This window comes from Micromonospora sp. DT227 (assembly GCF_049841835.1).
In the GTDB taxonomy this organism is placed as follows: Bacteria; Actinomycetota; Actinomycetes; order Mycobacteriales; family Micromonosporaceae; genus Micromonospora.
This window is the reverse complement of sequence record NZ_JBNCLA010000005.1, coordinates 157,234-170,964: the sequence shown is the minus strand read 5'-3', so window position 1 is coordinate 170,964 and position 13,731 is coordinate 157,234. Positions and strand designations below refer to the sequence as shown.

Here is a 13,731-nt window from a genome sequence, read left to right as displayed (position 1 = left end):
ACATGGGCGTACCGACCGGACGCGTCGACACGATCGTGCTCATCCACGGGCTCTGGATGACGTCGCGAAGCTGGGAGCGCTGGGCCGACCGCTACACGGCGCGCGGCTTCCGGGTGCTCACCCCGGCCTGGCCCGGGATGGACCGCGAGGTCGAGGACCTGCGGGCCGACCCCACGCCGATCGCCGGCCAGCGGATCGCCACCATCGTCGACCACTACGCGACGATCATCCGGGAGCTGCCCCGACCGCCGATCATCATGGGGCACTCGTTCGGCGGTCTGATCGCCCAACTGCTGCTGGACCGCCGGCTCGGCGCCGCCGTCGTCGGCGTACACCCCGCGCCGGTCAAGGGCGTGCTCAAGCTGCCGCTGAGCACGTTGCGCTCCGGGTTCTCCATCCTGCACAATCCGGCCAACCGGCACCGCGCGGTCCCGTTCACCGCCGAGGACTTCCGGTACGCCTTCGGCAACACGCTCACCCGCGCGGAGTCCGACGCCGCCTGGCAGCGGTACGCCGTACCCGGCGCCGGGCACGTGCTGTTCGAGGGCTCGTTCGCCAACCTGGACCCGGACTCGGCCACCGAGATCGACAAGAAGCGCGGCGACCGGGCACCGCTGCTGATCACCGCCGGTGGCGAGGACCACGTGATCCCGCCGTCGCTGGCCAGCAGTCTCGCCAACCTCTACCGCGGTTCCACCGCGATCACCGGCTACCGGGAGTTCCCGGGCCGGTCGCACTTCGTCGGCGGCGAACCGGGCTGGGAGGAGGAGGCCGACCACGCGCTGGAGTGGGCGGTCGAGGCGGCCAACGAGTTCTCCCCGACCGTGGTCAGTGAGGCGCCCCGCCGCAACCGGGCCGGGTAGCGGTCATCAGGTGGCCGGGGTGAAGCCGTACTTCTGGCTGGTCGACGGCGGCACGGTCGGTACGAACACGCACCTGGCCTTCACCGTCGACCCGGCCAGCTCCCACCGCGAACGGCACGCTCACGGGCCCAACTCCTCACGCAGTTCACTGAGCGGGACGGGGGGTGTCGCCGGCGTCGATCCGGGCGAGGACGTCGCGGGCCGCCGAGACGTCGGCAGCATCCTCTGCTCGTTCGATCGCCTCGGCCGAGGCGGGCTCGTCGCCGAACTGGCGCAGCCACCGCATGTTCCGGTCGTGCTGCTCATTCGTGATCGACGGTTGCGCGGCCAGGCGGCGACGCGCCCGCTCCACGTCCTCGTCGGTCACCGCGTAGCCGTCGTCGAGCCGGCTGATGCTGGTACGCCGCGTCATGCACTCAGCATCGCGGGTGCCCGCTTCGTGACGAGTGCGACGCGCTGGGCCATTCGGGACTGGTGTGGGGGTCTGCGAGGCGGGTATCACTGAACGATGAGGGCGAGTTTCCGGCTCGGTCGGATCGCGGGCGTACCCGTCGGCGTCAACTGGAGTGTCCTGGTCATCTTCGTGCTGATCGCCTGGACGCTGTCGGCCAGCCTGTTCCCGCGCTCGTACCCCGGTCACTCCACGATCGCCTACGTCGCGGCCGGCCTGGCCGCCGCGGTGGTCTTCTTCCTCGGGCTGCTCGCCCACGAGGTGTCGCACGCGGTGGTGGCCAAGCGCAACGGCATCGAGGTCGAGGGCATCACGCTCTGGCTCTTCGGCGGCGTCGCCGAGCTGAAGGGCGAGGCGAAGGATCCCGGCGCCGAGCTGCGGATCGCCGGCGTCGGGCCGCTGGTCAGCCTGATCATCGGTGTGGTGTTCGGCGCGATCGCGGTGGCCGTCGCGGTGGCCGGCGGGCACGGTCTGCTGCTCGGCGCGCTCTCCTGGCTGGCCGGCATCAACGTGCTGCTGGCGCTCTTCAACGTGCTGCCGGCCGCGCCGCTGGACGGTGGCCGGCTGCTGCGGGCGGCGGTGTGGAAGGCCACCGGCGACCGGACCCGGGCCTCGGTGGTGGCCGCCGGCGCCGGCCGGGTGCTGGGCATCGTGCTGATCGGGCTCGGGCTGTGGCGGTTCCTCAGCGGCGCCGGGTTCGGTGGGCTCTGGCTGGCGCTGATCGGTTGGTTCCTGATCGGCGCGGCCGGGCAGGAGGAGCGGCAGGCGCGCGTCGGTGACGCGCTGCGCGGCGTCCGGGTCGGCGACGTCATGACGCCGCAGCCGCAGACCGCGTCCGGTGACCTGACCGTGGCCGACTTCGTCGACCACTACCTGTTCGCGTACCGGCACTCGGCGCTGCCGCTGACCGTCGACGGCCGGCCGGTCGGTCTGGTCACCCTCGACCGGGTACGCGGCACCGCGCCGGACCGCCGCGCGTCCACCACGCTGGCCGAGGTGTCCTGCCGGGCCGACGAGCTGGTGCTCGCCCGCCCGGAGGAACAGCTCACCGACCTGCTCCCCCGGCTCAACGAGTGCACCGACGGCCGGGCGCTGGTGGTGATCGACGACCAGTTGGTCGGGATCGTCTCGCCCAGCGACATCAGCCGCGCGGTGCAGCGCGGCAGCCTGCGTCGGCAGACCTCCACCGGTCGCTGAACTCAGTCGCGGGGGAAGTAGCGGTCCAGCTCCGCGGTGCGGAACTTCCCGGCCGGGTCGAATTCGCGCAGCAGCGCGACGAAGTCGGCGTGCCGGGGGTACGCGGCGGCCGGGTCCCGGTCGAACAGCTTGCCCCAGTGCGGGCGCGGCGCGAGCGGGGCGAGCCGCTGCTCCACCTCGGCCAGCACCGGCGCGACCGCCGCCGGGTCGCCGATCCAGGTGAAGTGCAGCGCCAGCGTGTCCCGGCGGAAGTTCGGGCTCAGCCACAGCTCGTCGGCGGCCACCGTACGCAGCTCGCAGATCTGGAGCACGGCGGCGATCCGCTCGGCGACCGGGTCGAGCGCGGCGAGCGCCGCCGCCGCGTCGGCGCGGGCCACGTGCCACTCGGACTGCAACTCGTCGCCGCTGCTCGGGGTGAAGCCGAGCCGGAAGTGCGGCAGCCGCTCGTGCCACGGCCCGGGCTCGCCGAACTGGGCGGTGCAGTGCTCGGGTGACATGCCGGGCACCGGGTGCTGCGGCGTCTCGGCCGCCGCCGTGTCCAGCCAGTCGGCCGGCGGCGGCGCCTGGTCGGCAAGCTGCTTGATCCACACCTGGTCGAAGCGCGCCGACCGCCAGCCGGTGAAGACGCTGACGCTGTACGCGGCGTCCAGCGCCTCGTCGAGCGCGGCGCGGGGCAGGCCGAGCCGGACGTACTGCCGCACCGTGAACGTGGGGACCACGTCGAGCGTGAGCCGGGTGACCACGCCCAGCGCGCCGAGGTTGACCACCAGGCCGGCGAACCGGCTGTCGGTCCGGTCGACGGTGAGCAGGTCGCCGTCGGCGGTGACCAGTTCCAATCCGGCGACGGCGGCGGCCAGGTTGCGGTTGGCGACGCCGGAGCCGTGGGTGGCGGTGGCGGTGGCGCCGGCCACCGAAATGTGCGGCAGCGAGGCGAGGTTCGCCAGCGCGTACCCCTGGGCGTGCAGGGTGGTGGCCAGGTCGCCGTGGCGCAGGCCGGCGGCGACCTTGACGGTGCCGCGGTCGGGGTCGAGCGCGACGGTGGGCGGCAACCCGTCCAGCGCGACCTGGACACCCGTGGTGTCGCCGAGCCGGTTGAACGAGTGGCCGGTGCCGACGGCCCGGACCCGGTCCGCCCCGGCGACCAGCCGGCGCAGTTCGTCGAGGGAGGTCGGCCGGTGCCGGGTCCGGGCCGACCAGCGGACGTTGCCGGCCCAGTTGGTGTCGGTCATGCGCTGCATCATCCGCCATCCGGCGCGGGCAGGGTTGCTTCGGGGTCGCAGCGGGAATCCTGGACGGATGAGCAGCTACCGCGACCCGAGCCTCCGCGGCGACGTGTACCCGTCGGAGGAGGAGATCGACCCGACCGGCGTCGGCCCCGACCTGACCGAGGCCGGTCCGGACCTGACCGCGCCGGTGCCGACGCCGGAACCCGAGCCGGACCCGGTGCCCCACCCGGGGCCGCCGCCACGCGAGGGGCCGGGCCGGTCGATCGTGACCCGGCATCTGGACGGCTCCGTCGAGGTGGTCACCGACCTGGACGGCGACGGCGTGGCCGACGTGGTGCAGGTCGACCTGGACGGCGACGGTGTCCCGGACCTGACGTACCTGGACAGCGACCGCGACGGCCGGCTCGACACGATCCGGCGGGCGCCGGCGGGCTGACCGCCCCCGGCCCTGGTCGCGGTTCCGTGCTCAGAGCTGCGGCATCACCTCGGCGGCGACCAGCTCCAGGTGGTCCAGGTCGGCCAGGTCGAGCACCTGGAGGTAGATCCGGCTGCTGCCCGCCTCGGCGTACCGGCCGAGCGTGTCGACCACCTCGGCGGGCGTGCCCGCGGCGCCGTTCGCACGCAGTTCGGCGGGCTCCCGGCCGATCGCCTCGGCGCGCCGGGCCACCTCGGCGTCGTTCCGGCCGCAGCAGAGCACCAGCGCGTTGGACCAGGTCATCGTGGCCGGGTCCCGGTCGATCTCGGCGCAGGCGTCCCGCACCCGTCGGAACTGGGCCGTCGTGTCGTCGACCGAGGCGAACGGCATGTTGAACTCGTCGGCGTACCGGGCGGCCAGGCCGGGCGTGCGCTTCGGGCCGCGACCGCCGAGCAGGACCGGCGGGCGGGGCCGCTGCACCGGCTTGGGCAGCGCCGGCGAGTCGGTGACCGGGTAGTACGTGCCGGGGAAGTCGAACGTGGCACCGGCCGGGGTGGACCAGAGTCCGGTGATGACCGCGAGTTGCTCCTCCAGTCGGTCGAACCGCTCGCCCACCGGCGGGAACGGGATGCCGTACGCGGCGTGCTCCTCGGCGTACCAGCCGGCGCCGATGCCCAGCTCGACCCGGCCGCCGCTCATCTGGTCGACCTGCGCCACGGTGATGGCGAGCGGGCCGGGCAGCCGGAACGTGGCGGCGCTCATCAGCGTGCCGAGCCGGATCCGGGTGGTGTCCCGGGCCAGGCCGGCGAGTGTGGTCCAGGCGTCGGTCGGTCCGGGATCGCCGCTCACCGAGCCCATTTTCAGGTAGTGGTCGGAGCGGAAGAACGCGGCGAAGCCGGTCTCCTCCGCGCGGCGGGCCACGGCGAGCAGCTGGTCGTAGCTGGCCCCCTGCTGGGGTTCGGTGAAGATCCGCAGTTCCATGCCCCGAGCATAGGGACACCCTCTATGCCCCCACAGACATATAACCGGTGTGGCATATTGAACGGGTGCCCGTGGACGCCTTCGCCGTACTGGCCGAGCCCGCCCGCCGCCGCATCCTCGACCGGCTGCGCCGGGCGGAGAGCAGCGTCGGCGACCTGGTGGACGCGCTGGGCATGAGCCAGCCGACCGTCTCCAAACACCTCCGGGTGCTGCGCGAGGCGGGCCTGGTCACCTGCCGCAGCGCGGCCCAACGGCGGATCTACCGGGTCGACACCGGGCCGCTGCGGGCGATGGACGACTGGCTCGGGCCGTACCGGCTGATGTGGACCGAACACCTCGACGCCCTGGAGCGCCATCTCGACCGTCAGGAGTGACGATGCAGCGTGACAGCTTCCGCCCCGGCCCGCTCGCCGACGTCGACCGGGTCCCGGTCGACGACCGGTGGGACCTGGTCCTCGTCCGCGGCCTGCGGCACCCGCCCGAGCGGGTCTGGACCGCGCTGACCGACCCGGCGCAGCTCGCCGAGTGGGCCCCGTTCCTGGCCGACCGCGACCTGGGCAGCCCCGGCGAGACCACACTCCGCACGGTCGACGGCGACCGGGCGCACCCGACGCCGGCCACGATCCTGCGCGCGGACCGCCCGCGCGTGCTGGAGTACACCTGGGGCACCGCCCTGCTCCGCTGGGAGCTGACCCCGACCGACGCCGGCACCACGCTCACGGTGCGGCACCGCGTCGACCGGCCCGACCTGGCCCCGATGGTGGCCGCCGGCTGGCACCTCTGCCTGGACGTCGCCGGGCACCTGCTCGACGGCGACCCGGTCGGCCCGATCCGCGGAGCGGAGGCGAAGGAATTCGACTGGGCGGCGCTGCGCGACGCGTACGCCGAGCGCCTGGACCGCCCCTGAGGCTCAGGCCGCGCGAGCGGCGTCGCCCACGACGTCGAAGGTCCGCCGGGCCGCCTCGGCGGCGGCCCGCAGCTCCGCTGCCGCCCACTCCCGCCCGGCCAGCGCGCGCCGGAAGTCCCGCCAGTCGCGCCCCGGCGAGCCCCCGCTGCGGCGGAAGAACCGGGTCGCCTCCCCCTCGGCCAGCCCCAGCCGGCGCTCCACCTCCGGCGCGATGACGCTGCCGCCCAGGGCGCTGCCGAGCAGGACGTACCGGCCGCCGACCGCCCGGGCGAGGGTGTCGAAGCGGAGGCCCGACGAGCCGGCGACCGGCCGGTCGGGCGCGACACCGAGGGCGGCCAGGTCGGCGCGGAGCAACGCGGTGGCCCCGCCCAGCCGGGGGTCGAGCGGGAGCCCGGACCAGTCGGCGGCGGCGAGGTCCCGCTCCAGCGGCGACCAGGCGGCGAGCAGCCCGGCCAGCGCGGCGGCCAGATCACCTCGGGAGCGGATCCGGTCGGGCAGGCCGAGTCGCCGTTCCACCGCGGCGTGGTGGTCGCCTGTGCCGTCGCGCAGCGCGGCCAGCATCGGCGACGCCGCCGGGCGCCGGGACTGATCGGACATCCGGCGAGTATGCCCAGTCGGGCCGGGCGACGCACCCGGCCACCGCCATCCGGGTCGGCCGTTCACCGGTCCAGGTGGTCGGCGGGCGCGGCGAGCGAGCACCTCCTGTCGGTCGGCGACGCGGTGTGCGTACCGGTGTCAGCGTCGTGTGCGCGCGCTGCCAGCGGCGCCCGCCATGGTCGGTGCCATGAGTTACGCATTCGAGGCGGAGGGCCTGGTCAAGCGGTTCGGTTCGACGACCGCGCTGGCCGGGATCGACCTCGCCGCACGACGGGGGACCGTGCTGGGGGTGCTGGGGCCGAACGGCGCCGGCAAGACCACCGCGGTACGCATTCTCGCCACCCTGCTGCGCCCGGACGGGGGGCGGGCCACCGTAGGCGGTCACGACGTGGTCGCCGACGCCGCCCGGGTCCGCCGGCTGATCGGCCTGACCGGGCAGTACGCGTCGGTCGACGAGGACCTGACCGGTACGCAGAACCTGGTGCTGATCGGTCGGCTGCTGGACCTGAGCCGGCGCGACGCCCGGGCGCGGGCGGCCGAACTGCTCGCCTGGTTCGACCTGACCGCCGCCGCCGGACGGCCGGCCAAGACGTACTCCGGTGGCATGCGCCGCCGGCTGGACCTGGCCGCGAGCCTGGTCGGCCGGCCGGAGGTGATCTACCTGGACGAGCCGACGACCGGCCTGGACCCGGCCAAGCGCGAGGAGATGTGGGGGGTGGTCCGCTCGCTCGTCGACGACGGCTCGACGGTGCTGCTCACCACGCAGTACCTGGACGAGGCGGACGCGCTGGCCGACGAGATCTCGGTGATCGACCACGGTCGGGTGATCGCCCACGGCACGCCGGCCGAGCTGAAGCGCATCGCCGGCAGCCAGACCATCGTGGTCCGGCCGACCGAGCCGGAGCGGATCGGCGAGGTCGCCGACATCCTGCGCGCCGCCACCGGCGCCGAACCCGAACTCCCCCGGCCCGGCCTGCTCACCGTGCCGGTGGAGGGCGACGCGGCGTTCACCGCGGTCGTGCGCCGGCTCGACGACGCCGGCATCGGGGTGGTCGAGCTGGCGCTCCGGCTGCCCAGCCTGGACGAGGTGTTCTTCACGTTGACCGGCCACGGCGCCGAACAGCCCACGGAGGTGGCGGCATGACCACGACCACGCACCCGGCGGCGACGCCGCCCCGGACCCGTACGCCCCGGCCCGGCGCCCGCCCGTTCGGGCTGGTCCGGCACAGCCTCGCGCTCGCCGGCCGCAGCCTGATCAAGACGCTCCGCACGCCGGAGCAGCTCCTCGACGTGACGCTCCAACCGATCGTCTTCGTGCTGATCTTCGTCTACCTGCTGGGCGGCGCGATCTCCGGCTCGCAGCACGAGTACCTGGAGTTCCTGCTCCCGGCGATCATGGTGCAGACCGTGCTGTTCGCGTCCGTCGCGACCGGCGTCAGCCTCAACACCGACATCGAGAAGGGCGTCTTCGACAGGTTCCGCAGCCTGCCGATCGCCCGGTCCGCGCCGCTTGTCGGCTCCGTGGTCGGCGACCTGGTGCGGTTCGTGGTCTCGATCGTGGTGCTGTTCACGTTCGGCTACGCCATCGGCTTCCGAATCGGCACCGATCCGCTGTCCACGCTGGCGGCGTGCCTGCTGACCATCGCGTTCGCGTTCGCGGTGAGCTGGGTCGGGGTGCTGCTCGGCGTGCTGATGCGTAGCCCGAGCGCGGTGCAGGGCACCGCGTTCCTGGTGATGTTCCCGCTGACCTTCGGCACCAACATGATGGCGCCCACCGACACGATGCCCGGCTGGTTGCAGTGGTGGGTCGGCGTGAACCCGGTGGCCGACGTGATGACCGCGGCGCGGGGCCTGATCCTCGGCGGGCCGGTCGCCGGACCGGTGACCCGGTCACTGATCTGGACCGTGGCGATCATCGCGGTCTGCGCGCCGCTGGCCGTGCGGGCCTACCGGCGCCGCGCCTGACCGGCCGCACCGAGTCGGGCCGCCGCCCCGCGAACGCCGGGGCGGCGGCCGTCTCACCGGGCCGGGTCGCCGCTCGCCAGGGGCGGCGGCCCGACTCAGGCCGTCCGGGCCGGGTCGCCGCTCACGGACGCCAGGGCGGCGGCCCGGCTCAGGCCGTGCCCCCGGGCGTACGCGACGGCGTACCCGTCGTCGCCCAGCTCGGCGCGCAGCCGCTCGGCGAGCCGCTGCGCGTCCGGGTTGGACCGGTCCGGCCAGCCGCGCAGCGAGTCGGACGTGCCGAGCAGTTCGGCGGCCCGCTCGTACCGGCCCTCCGCCGCGGCGACCGCCACCCAGCCGACCGCGATGATCGCGATCACCGGCATGTCCCGGGCGGCGAGCCCTCGGGCGGCGGCCTCGGACAGGCAGCGACGCGCACCCGGCACGTCGCCCCGGGCGAGCGCGAGGTTCGCCATCGCGGCCAACAGCAGCCCGCGGAACTGCGGCGCGACGAGCGGCGCCTCGTCCTGGCGGCGCATCGCCTCCGCGAAACACTCCGCCGCCTCGTCGAGCGAACCCTCGATCCGGGCGATGTCGCCGAGCATCATCAGCGCGAACGCGGCGTCCCGGCCCTCCCGGTCGCCCACCCGCTCGGCCACGAACCGGCGCAGTTCCGCCTTGGCGCCGGCCACGTCCCCGGACCGGGCCCGGATGGCCGCCAGCCAGATCAACTGGAAGCCCGGCTCGGCGCTCGGGTTCAGCTCGCGGACCAGCCGCGCCGACTCCTCCAGCGCGGCCGTGGCCGCCGGGAAGTCACCGCGCTTGGTGAGCGCGTCGGCGTACTGGCTCAGCACCATCGACAGGCTCCACCGTTCGCCGACCACCCGCAGCTCCGCGACCGCCCCGGTCAGGTCGCGCAGCATCCCCTCGGCGTCGCCGTCGTTCTCCCGGATCTGGCCGCGCATGGTGAGCAGCGTGCCGTCGGTCCACGGGTCGGGGTGCCCGCGGGCGCGGTCCACCGCCGCGATCCCGGCGGCGGTGTCGTCGGTGAACATCGACAGGGCCGGTTCGAGCAGCGCCACCAGCGGGTGCCCGGTCCCCTGCGCCGCGCGGACCGCGTCGGTCAGCTCCGCGATCCGCTCCGGCGTGGGCTCGCGGGCGCTGTGGAACATCTCGGTGATCATGCGGATGGCGAGCACCACGGCCCGCTCCGCCGCCGGCGCCGGGCCGGGCAGCGCGAGCGCGCGGGCCAGCACGTCGCCGCCGATCCCGCCGTCGTCACCCCAGATGATCAGCGGCAACGCCAGCCCGGCGCCGATCCGCAGCGCGGTGTCCGCGTCCCCGGCGTCGCAGGCGAAGTGCAGCGCGCCGACGATGTTCTCCCGCTCCGCGGCCAGCAGCCGCAGCCAGGGGAGCTGGCCGGCGGTGCGCAGGTGCGGCTCCGCGACCACCACCAGGTCCCGGAAGTACGCGGCGTGCGCGGCCCGCGCCTCGGCGGCGCCACCGGCCGCGACGAGCCGCTCCAGCCCGTACTCCCGGATGGTCTCCAGCATCCGGAACCGCCCGTCGCCGACCACCTGGAGCAGCGACTTGTCGACGAGCGCGTCGAGCAGCGCGGCGGCGGCCGGGCCGGCGACGCCGGCCGCCGACTCGGCGGTGACCGAGGCCGGGAACACGGCGAGCCGTTCGGCGAGCCGGCGCTCGTCGCCGGTGAGCAGACCCCAGCTCCAGTCCACCACCGCGCGCAGCGTCCGGTGCCGGGGCAGCGCGGTCCGGCTGCCGCCGGTCAGCAGCCGGAACCGGTCGTCCAGGCCGGCCGCGACCTGCCCCGGCGACAGCGTCCGCAGCCGCGCCGCGGCCAGTTCGATGGCGAGCGGCAGGCCGTCCAGGCGGCGGCAGATCTCCACCACGTCGGCGACGTTGTCGTCGGTCACCGCGAACCCGGCCCGCACGGCCCCGGCCCGGTCGCGCAGCAACTGCACCGAGGGGTACGCGACCGCGTCGGCCGGCGACACGTCCGCCGGCGGCAGGCGCAGCGGCGGTACGGGATCAAGCGCCTCGCCGACGATGCCGAGCGGCTCGCGGGACGTGGCCAGCACACGCAGCCCCGGGCAGCGGCCGAGCAGCTCCTCGGCGAGCCGGGCGGCGGCCTCGACGACGTGCTCGCAGTTGTCCAGCACGATCAACGTCTCGTCGGCGGCGAGCGCGTCGACCAGCCGGCCGAGCGTGTCGCGGATCGGCGTCCGGGCCGGTTCCAGCGCCCGCTCCCGGCGACCGAGCGTGTCGAGCACGGCGCGGGGCACGTCCGCCGGGTCGGTGATCGGGGCCAGCTCGACCAGCCAGGCCCCACCCGGTACGCCGTCCGCCAGCCGGCCGGCCGCCACACTCGCCAGCCGGGTCTTGCCGGCGCCGCCCGGCCCGAGCAGCGTGACCAGCCGGTTGCCGGCGAGCAGCCCGGTGAGCCGAAGCAGGTCGTCGTCCCGCCCGACGAAGGTGGTGAGCGCGGCGCGCAGGTTCCCCCGCCGCCCGGCGGGCGCCGGTGGTGGGGCCGCCTCGCCCCGCACCAACGCCAGGTGCGCGGCCCGCAGCTCGGGCGAGGGGTCCACCCCCAGCTCCTCGGCGAGCCGCTGCCGGATCCGCTCGTACGCGGCCAGCGCCTCGGCGGGCCGACCGGCGGCGGCCAACGCCCGCAGGCGCAGCGCGGCCAGTCGCTCCCGCAGCGGGTGCGCGGCGGTCAGCTCGTCCAACTCGGCCACCAGCAGCTCCGGCCGGCCGATCCGCAGCTCCGCCTCGATCCGGTCCTCCTGGGCGGTGAGCCGCAGCTCCGTCAGGCGCGCCACGGCGGCGTCCGCGTACGAGGCGTCGGCGACCTCGGCCAGCGCGGGACCGCGCCACAGCGCCAGCGCGTCCCGCAGTGACCCGAGCGCCCGCTGCGGGTCGCCGTCGCGCAGCGCCTCCCGCCCCTGGCGGGCCAGCCGCGCGAACCGCTCCGCGTCCACGTCGTCCGGGGCCAGGTCGAGCCGGTACCCGGTCGGGCCGCTGCGTACCCCGAGCCCGGGCACCGCGCGGCGCAGCCGGGACACCAGCGTCTGCACGGCGTTCGCGGTGTCGGCGGGCGGCGCGTCCGCCCAGAGCGCCTCGGCCAGCGCCGGCACGCTCACCGGACGGCCCGGGTCCAGGGCGAGACGGATCAGCAGCGCCCGCAGCCGGGCACCGGCGACGTCGACGGCCTGTTCGCCGTCGCGGACCTCCAGCGGCCCGAGGATCCCCACCCGCACGCCGTCACTCTCTCATTCGCGGCCACCGAGTCCCGCGCCTCGTGGGAGGCCAGTCACGGAGGTCAGTCCGCCGTGCCCGGCCAGACCGTCACCCGGATCTTCCAGCCGGCCTCGATCGGAGCGACGAACTCGACGAACGCGACGTGGACGTCCTCCCGCGTGTGCACGCAGTATCGGCTGCCCTTGCGGTAGGTGGAGTCGATCGTCGCAAAGCCGTTGAGCAGGGAGACGCAGTCCTCTCGGGTCGGTGAGCCGGCGCGACTCCACCTGGCCAGGCCGGCCCAGATGGGAAAGCTCTGGATCGAGCCACCCCCGTCGTAAATGTCGATCTCGGGGTCCGGCCCGGTGGCCACCCTGGGCGGGTCGGCGTCGAGATCGACGCCGTTGTTGTTGAAGAGCAGTTCGAAGGGGCCGGCCCCGGCACTCTCCGGGGTGGCGGCCTGCGGTGGGGACGTCTCCGCGCCTGCCGCCCGGGGCGAAGCCGACGGAGTGGGCGACCGCGTCGCCGGAGCGGCGGTGGGGCCGCCACCGGTGACCTGGTAGACGAATGCCGCGACGCCGACGAGCGCGGTGACCAGGCCGGCGACGGCGGTGAGTATCCCCGCCATCGACTGCCAGAACGACGTCCGTGGCGCGGTGCCGCGCTGTGACTCGGTCATCTGTCCTCCCACCGACGCCCCCGCGTCGATCATCACATATGGCCGCTCTTACCTCGGCCACCAGACGCCACCGCAGGCTGTCGTCCGCCCCGGCGAGCAGAGCAGCACCCGGTCAGTCGTCGCCGCTGACGCGGGCGTGCAGGTGCATGTCGTGCCGTCCGTCCGGGTGCACGGCGGCGTTGCGCCTGGTGCCCTCGGCCCGGAACCCGGCCTTGACGGCGACCCGGCAGGACGCCTGGTTGCGGGTCGAGTGGTCGAGTTCGAGACGGTGGAAGCCGGCGCCGAGCGCCCAGTCACTCACCGCCCGCAGCGACCGGGAGGCCACGCCCGCGCCGCGAGCAGCCGGCACCACCCAGTACGCGCACACCGCCACCCCGTCGCCGAGGTCCATGGCGCCCAGGACCATGCGCCCGAGCGGCTCACCGCCGCCGTACGTCATCGCCCAGCTCGCCGCCGTCTCCTGGCGCCACGCCTGGCGGTAGTACGCGAACCACTCGCGGACCTGGTCCTCGGAGTCGGGTCGGCGGGTGTGCCAGCGGCGGATCTCGGGATCCTGGTAGGCGGCGAGGAACGTCGACGCGTCGGACGCCTGCCACGGCCGCAGGACGAGGCTGTCGCCGACGGCGAGCGTCGGCTGCGGACCGGACGCCAGGGTGCCGGCGGGAATGGCGGGCGGCGTCGAGAGCGGAAATCTCACCCGACCATCCTCCACTCGACCGGCTCCTAGACTCGAGTGGTGAGCAGGATCGATCGGGCCAGCAGGACGATAGCCGCGGCGCCGGCGACGGTCTACGACGCGCTTCTGCGCCGGGACGCGCTGGAGGCGTGGTTGCCGCCGGACGGCATGCGCGGGCGGATCGAGCGGTGGGATCCCCGCCCCGGTGGCGGCTTCCGGATGGCGCTCACCTACCTCGACCCCACCGGCAACCCGGGCAAGACGTCGGACGCGACGGACGTCGTCGACGTCGGGTTCGCCGACCTGGTCCGGTCGGAGCGGGTGGTGCAGACCGCGGTGTTCGAGGCCGACGACCCGGCGTACGCGGGGATCATGACCCTGACCTGGCACCTGGCCGCGGCCGGCGACGCGACCGAGGTGACCGTCACCGCGACCGGCGTGCCACCCGGCATCGACCAGGCGGTGCACGAGGAGGGCATCGCGTCCTCGCTGGCCAACCTGGCCGCGTATGTCGAGTCGGCACGCTGACGACGTGGACGC

The 13,731-nt window shown here is 74.8% G+C and carries 15 protein-coding genes; 8 read left to right on the top strand and 7 right to left on the bottom strand.

Going from position 1 to position 13,731, the window contains the following annotated elements; all coding sequences use genetic code 11:
* Positions 1 to 2: 2 nt before the first annotated feature.
* On the top strand, positions 3 to 863 hold the full coding sequence (locus ACLQ2W_RS18935; RefSeq protein WP_425787573.1) for an alpha/beta hydrolase: 861 nt from the start codon (positions 3 to 5) through the stop codon (positions 861 to 863).
* A 145-nt stretch (positions 864 to 1,008) separates the two neighbouring features.
* On the opposite strand, the gene ACLQ2W_RS18930 is transcribed toward ACLQ2W_RS18935, so the two are convergent.
* The gene (locus tag ACLQ2W_RS18930; protein WP_425787572.1) at positions 1,009 to 1,275 is read right to left on the bottom strand and encodes a hypothetical protein; all 267 of its coding nucleotides are present in this window, start codon (positions 1,273 to 1,275) and stop codon (positions 1,009 to 1,011) included.
* 96 nt (positions 1,276 to 1,371) lie between these two features.
* Between ACLQ2W_RS18930 and ACLQ2W_RS18925 the strand changes: the two genes are divergently transcribed.
* A complete protein-coding gene (locus ACLQ2W_RS18925) occupies positions 1,372 to 2,511 on the top strand; it encodes a site-2 protease family protein (protein ID WP_425787571.1) in 1,140 nt (379 codons plus the stop codon).
* Between the two features lie 2 nt (positions 2,512 to 2,513).
* On the opposite strand, the gene ACLQ2W_RS18920 is transcribed toward ACLQ2W_RS18925, so the two are convergent.
* Positions 2,514 to 3,740, bottom strand: a complete 1,227-nt coding sequence (locus tag ACLQ2W_RS18920; protein WP_425787570.1) for an FAD-binding protein — start codon at positions 3,738 to 3,740, stop codon at positions 2,514 to 2,516.
* Positions 3,741 to 3,807: 67 nt separating this feature from the next.
* On the opposite strand from ACLQ2W_RS18920, the gene ACLQ2W_RS18915 reads away from it, so the two are divergent.
* A complete protein-coding gene (locus ACLQ2W_RS18915) occupies positions 3,808 to 4,173 on the top strand; it encodes a hypothetical protein (RefSeq protein ID WP_425787569.1) in 366 nt (121 codons plus the stop codon).
* A 30-nt stretch (positions 4,174 to 4,203) separates the two neighbouring features.
* On the opposite strand, the gene ACLQ2W_RS18910 is transcribed toward ACLQ2W_RS18915, so the two are convergent.
* Positions 4,204 to 5,133, bottom strand: coding sequence for an LLM class F420-dependent oxidoreductase (locus tag ACLQ2W_RS18910; RefSeq protein ID WP_425787568.1), 930 nt, complete (start codon positions 5,131 to 5,133; stop codon positions 4,204 to 4,206).
* 65 nt (positions 5,134 to 5,198) lie between these two features.
* Between ACLQ2W_RS18910 and ACLQ2W_RS18905 the strand changes: the two genes are divergently transcribed.
* Both ACLQ2W_RS18905 and ACLQ2W_RS18900 read left to right on the top strand, forming a co-directional pair.
* Complete coding sequence (locus tag ACLQ2W_RS18905; RefSeq protein WP_425787567.1) at positions 5,199 to 5,507, top strand: ArsR/SmtB family transcription factor; 309 nt, start codon at positions 5,199 to 5,201, stop codon at positions 5,505 to 5,507.
* A gap of 2 nt (positions 5,508 to 5,509) precedes the next feature.
* A complete protein-coding gene (locus ACLQ2W_RS18900) occupies positions 5,510 to 6,040 on the top strand; it encodes an SRPBCC family protein (protein WP_425787566.1) in 531 nt (176 codons plus the stop codon).
* A 3-nt stretch (positions 6,041 to 6,043) separates the two neighbouring features.
* Here ACLQ2W_RS18900 and ACLQ2W_RS18895 read toward each other — a convergent pair whose 3' ends face one another.
* The gene (locus tag ACLQ2W_RS18895) at positions 6,044 to 6,637 is read right to left on the bottom strand and encodes a biliverdin-producing heme oxygenase (protein ID WP_425787565.1); all 594 of its coding nucleotides are present in this window, start codon (positions 6,635 to 6,637) and stop codon (positions 6,044 to 6,046) included.
* A 187-nt stretch (positions 6,638 to 6,824) separates the two neighbouring features.
* On the opposite strand from ACLQ2W_RS18895, the gene ACLQ2W_RS18890 reads away from it, so the two are divergent.
* Both ACLQ2W_RS18890 and ACLQ2W_RS18885 read left to right on the top strand, forming a co-directional pair.
* Positions 6,825 to 7,781 (top strand): ATP-binding cassette domain-containing protein, encoded by a 957-nt coding sequence (locus tag ACLQ2W_RS18890; RefSeq protein ID WP_425787564.1) that lies wholly within the window; start codon positions 6,825 to 6,827, stop codon positions 7,779 to 7,781.
* The gene (locus ACLQ2W_RS18885) at positions 7,778 to 8,602 is read left to right on the top strand and encodes an ABC transporter permease (protein WP_405090744.1); all 825 of its coding nucleotides are present in this window, start codon (positions 7,778 to 7,780) and stop codon (positions 8,600 to 8,602) included. Before ACLQ2W_RS18890 ends, ACLQ2W_RS18885 begins: the two co-directional genes overlap by 4 nt.
* 95 nt (positions 8,603 to 8,697) lie before the next feature.
* On the opposite strand, the gene ACLQ2W_RS18880 is transcribed toward ACLQ2W_RS18885, so the two are convergent.
* From ACLQ2W_RS18880 to ACLQ2W_RS18870, 3 genes are all read right to left on the bottom strand, one after another.
* Positions 8,698 to 11,856 (bottom strand): BTAD domain-containing putative transcriptional regulator, encoded by a 3,159-nt coding sequence (locus ACLQ2W_RS18880; RefSeq protein ID WP_425787563.1) that lies wholly within the window; start codon positions 11,854 to 11,856, stop codon positions 8,698 to 8,700.
* Between the two features lie 62 nt (positions 11,857 to 11,918).
* Positions 11,919 to 12,515, bottom strand: coding sequence for a hypothetical protein (locus ACLQ2W_RS18875; RefSeq protein WP_425787562.1), 597 nt, complete (start codon positions 12,513 to 12,515; stop codon positions 11,919 to 11,921).
* Between the two features lie 112 nt (positions 12,516 to 12,627).
* Positions 12,628 to 13,212, bottom strand: coding sequence for a GNAT family N-acetyltransferase (locus ACLQ2W_RS18870; protein ID WP_425787561.1), 585 nt, complete (start codon positions 13,210 to 13,212; stop codon positions 12,628 to 12,630).
* A gap of 39 nt (positions 13,213 to 13,251) precedes the next feature.
* Here ACLQ2W_RS18870 and ACLQ2W_RS18865 point away from each other — a divergent pair, with 39 nt between their 5' ends.
* Entirely contained in the window at positions 13,252 to 13,719 is a 468-nt protein-coding gene (locus ACLQ2W_RS18865) for an SRPBCC family protein (protein WP_425787560.1), read from the top strand.
* Positions 13,720 to 13,731 lie beyond the last annotated feature (12 nt).